At 74.2% G+C, this 3,831-nt stretch carries 3 protein-coding genes, 1 pseudogene and 1 riboswitch; of the genes and pseudogenes, 1 reads left to right on the forward strand and 3 read right to left on the reverse strand.

What is annotated here, in order from left to right; translation table 11 throughout:
- The 3 genes and pseudogenes from ACIGZJ_RS36820 to ACIGZJ_RS36830 all read right to left on the reverse strand — a co-directional run.
- Positions 1–107, reverse strand: a pseudogene (locus ACIGZJ_RS36820) (IclR family transcriptional regulator); the annotation flags it as partial.
- Positions 108–329: 222 nt separating this feature from the next.
- Positions 330–548, reverse strand: coding sequence for a hypothetical protein (locus tag ACIGZJ_RS36825; RefSeq protein ID WP_396461375.1), 219 nt, complete (start codon positions 546–548; stop codon positions 330–332).
- A 6-nt stretch (positions 549–554) separates the two neighbouring features.
- Positions 555–696, reverse strand: a riboswitch (SAM riboswitch).
- Positions 697–982: 286 nt separating this feature from the next.
- Positions 983–2,548: a PTS transporter subunit EIIC gene (locus tag ACIGZJ_RS36830; protein ID WP_396461376.1), complete on the reverse strand. Its 1,566-nt coding sequence runs from the start codon at positions 2,546–2,548 to the stop codon at positions 983–985.
- 253 nt (positions 2,549–2,801) lie between these two features.
- On the opposite strand from ACIGZJ_RS36830, the gene ACIGZJ_RS36835 reads away from it, so the two are divergent.
- Positions 2,802–3,428: a hypothetical protein gene (locus ACIGZJ_RS36835; protein WP_396461377.1), complete on the forward strand. Its 627-nt coding sequence runs from the start codon at positions 2,802–2,804 to the stop codon at positions 3,426–3,428.
- Positions 3,429–3,831 lie beyond the last annotated feature (403 nt).

Below are 3,831 nucleotides of genomic sequence, written 5' to 3' on the forward strand. Positions count from 1 at the left end.
AGACCGGTGGCGGCGACCAGCCCCGCCAACGTGGCGGGGCCCGACTCCAGTGCGCTCAGCACCAGAGCGGCCTTGTCGAGAACGCCGACGCCGCTGCTGTTGTCCATGGGTAGTACCAAGTCTCTTTCTTCGAGGCGCGGTTGACCCGCCGGCCGCACGGTGGCGGCAGGCGGTACCGGCGCGCGGCGCCGTCGGCGGTGTGTCGGGTGGGGCACGTCCCGCGTCATCGCGGGGCCGCCGGTCGGAGCCGGGGGAGGGGTGGGGGAGGGGTGGGGGAGAGCACGTCGCGCCCGGCGGCCGAGGGGCCGAGGCCCGGGGCGGGCGTCCGGTCAGCGCGTGCGGGCGCCCGCGGTGGGGGGCGGCGTGGCGGCCCACGCCGGGGCGCCCGCCGTGGAGCGGCGTCCGGCATGCGGCGTGGCGCGGGTCACGGTGAGCGGTACCGCGAACGACGTGTGCGGGGACGCGGGGGCGGACGGGCCGGTGGCGTCGCTCGGGGCGGGCCGCTTCAGCGCGCGCGGATCCCAGGCGACGGAGGGCAGAGAAAGCACCGCTTCTCCTCATCTTTCCCGGCGCCACGTTGGCGACGGGCCGGAGTTGGCACTGATCCCGGTGGTCGGGCCCGTGGTCGGGCATCGACGTGGCCGGGGAGTTGCCGGGGCTTCGTAGGGCCGGTCCCTCCACCCCTCTGGATGATTCGCCAGAAACCATACAAGACGGTCGCGCCGCTCTGCCAACGGCCTCCCGTGCCGGGTGGCCGGGAGGTGTTCGAGACGGGTCGCCGCCTCCCGCAGCCGGCTCTGCGGTCCCCGGTCCGCGCACGGAGGTCGCGGGGCAGGGTCCCGCACCTGGTACCGCGCCTGAGCGCCGCCCAGCGCGCCGGTCACATGGGGTGGTTGGGTTCCGTCGTGGAGGTGTCACCCACCCTGGGAGACACCGGTCGACGGGCATCGTGAATGACGACGTTCGCGCTGCGCACCCGCGTTCACGACTCCGGGACGGCAGGTGAGTCGAGGCCGGGGCCGAAGGGCCCGGGGGCGTCGGCCTGGGTGGCGGCCTCGGTGGCCGGACCGTGCTTCGGTGCGCGGGCGCCGAGCTCGTCGAGCATCTTCCGGGTGAAGCCGAAGTAGTACGTGGCCAGGAGGCCTGTGGCGTATCCGGTCACCAGACCGGCGGCGTAGACGGCCGCGCTGACCCCGAGGCCGCGTGAGCCGGTCAGCAGCGGGAACAGCGCCCAGCCGGAGGGGCCGATGGCGGTCGAGCCGATGGCGGCACCGAGCTGGCCCAGCAGCCCCACGACGGCCCCGCCGCAGGCACCGCCGAGACAGGCCGTGACGAACGGGCGCCCGAGGGGGAGCGAGACCCCGTAGATCAGCGGCTCGCCGACGCCGAGGAACCCCGCGGGCAGGGCGGACCTGATGGTCGCCCTGATCGAGGCGTTGCCGCGCAGCCGCAGGTAGACGGCGACGGCGCAGCCGACCTGCCCGGCCCCGGCCATGGCGAGGATCGGCAGCAGCTCGGTGGAGCCCTGCTGCTGGATCAGGGTGGTGTGGATCGGGATCAGGGCCTGGTGGAGGCCGAGCATGACCAGGGGGAGGAACAGACCCCCGAGCACCAGCCCGGCAAGGGCGCCGCCGTGGGACAGCAGCCAGGTGGCGAGAACGCCGATCGCCCTGGAGACCTCTCCGGCGACGAACATCAGGCCGAACAGGGTGGCCAGGCCGGTGACGAGCACGGTGACCGTCGGAGTGAGCAGGACGTCGAGGGCGTCGGGCATCACCCGCCGGCTCCACCGTTCGACCCGGACCGCCAGCAGCGCGGCGGCGAGCGCTCCGATCACCCCGCCCTGGCCCGGTGCGAGGTGGTGGCCGAAGATCTCCACCTTGGAGACCCCCGCGTAGACGGTCACACTGGCCACGGCGCCGCCGAGCACGGGTGTGCCGCCGAACTCCCTCGCCGTGTTGTAGCCGACGAAGACGGCGAGCAGGGACATGAACCCGGAGGAGATGGCGGTGAGGGCCGGCGCCAGTCCGGGAGCCCAACCGAGGTTGGTGAGCGCGCCGTTGACACCGGCCACGATGCCGCAGCCGATCAGCGCGGGGATCAGCGGCACGAAGACGTTCGCGATCCGGCGGAGCACGAGCTTGACCGGGGTCGCGTTCCTGGCCCCGGCCTCCGCTCTGATCGCCGCCCCGCGTCGGGCCAGGTCCTCGGCGCCGACGGCGGCACCGGTGCCGGGGCCCTCCCGGGCGTCATCCGGTCCCGGGGCGGCGCCGTCGTCCTCCCGCTCCCGCCGCCCGTCGAGGAGCGCCTGGAGTTCGGGTGCCACCCGGGCGACGACGCCCGGGCCGAGGACGATCTGACAGGTGTCGTCCTCGACGACGCCCAGTACGGCGGGAAGGGCGCGGAGCTTCTCCTCGTCCACCAGGGAGCGGTCGCGCAGGCCGAGCCGCAGCCGGGTCATGCAGTGGGCGACGGAATGGATGTTGGCGGGGCCCCCGACGAGCGGGAGGATGGCTTCGGCGGTGGCACGATGCTTGTCGTCGGACATGACGGGCCTTCCGTGGGCTCGATGCGGAATGTCAGATCAGAGCTGCCGGAGCGCGTCGCGCGGTCGACCGACGGAGCGATGGAGCAGGCGCGGTGGCGGCCGGAGCGTCGAGCGAGCCGAGGATCACCAGAATGGCGCTCCCTGCCTCGCCGCCCGGGGCAACTCGCCGCCGGCGGCAGGCGGAGCCTGATCCACGGTTGTGTCGTCCCTGCCGGACCGCGCGCGGATCCCTCTCCTGGGAGACCATGCCCTCATGGACACCGAGACGGTCGTACGCACCCGCCGGGCCCTGCACGCGGTGGCCGAACTGGTCCTGGCCGGCCCCCAGTACCGGGCCGGCGGCACGATCCGGCTGCGCGCCTGTGCGGGCGGTTTCGCCACCAGCGTCGAGCCGCAGCTGCGGGTGATCGGCGCGGAGCTGGTTGCGCCCGGGCAGGTGCTGTCCCTCGAACGGACCACCTGCAGCGCGCTCGGCGCGGCCCTCGGGCTCACCGTCGGTGCTCCCGTCGGGCTGTACCAGGACGGGCCGGGCATCGCCGCCGACGAAGCCATCGAGGCGGACCCGTCCGCCGCCCGCCGGCTCGCGCACTGCTTCGCGCTCGGCGACGCCGCGCTGCGCGGGCTGTTCGCGGGGGCGGACCCGGTCATCTGGCCCGAGCATTTCGACATCGGGGTGACCGCCGGCGAGGTGAACTACGGCATCTCACCCGGCGACGCGTTCCAGCCGGAGCCGTACGCGTACGTCGGCCCGCCCGCCCCGCCGCAGGGTGCGTTCTGGAACGCGCCCTTCGGCGCCGCCCGGACGATCAGTCAACTCGGCGGCGTGGTAGGCATCATGGCCTTCCTGGAGCAGGGCCGTCGACTGGCCGACGGAGCCTGACCGGTCCGGCGGACATCGAGCCGTGATCGCCCTCTGCCCGACGAGCACGCAGGAGCCGCTCCTGGACGAGGGCACCTCCTCATACGACGCGGGCCCCGCGGCGGAGTCGCTGCCCCGGTGCCCGGCCGACCGTGGAGTTGCCCGAAAGGGCCGCTGCCGGTCGGCCTGCTTGGCCCCACGGGCCGTCAGGTGGTCGAATCGCTCCATGCGTCCGGGCCGACAGGCCCGGACGGCGTCCGTTCCGGCCACTCATTCACCCGGGAGAGGCATGTCCTTTCTGTCCGAGCACCGCAGGACCGCCGTCGGCCTCGTGGCCCTCACCACGCTTGCGATCTCCTGCGGCACGGCCACCGCCAGCAGCTCCGCCGCCGTGCCGGGCAAGGTCCTGTGGACCCCGAGCACC

The sequence above is a fragment of the Kitasatospora sp. NPDC052868 genome, assembly GCF_044547105.1.
Lineage (GTDB): Bacteria > Actinomycetota > Actinomycetes > Streptomycetales > Streptomycetaceae > Kitasatospora.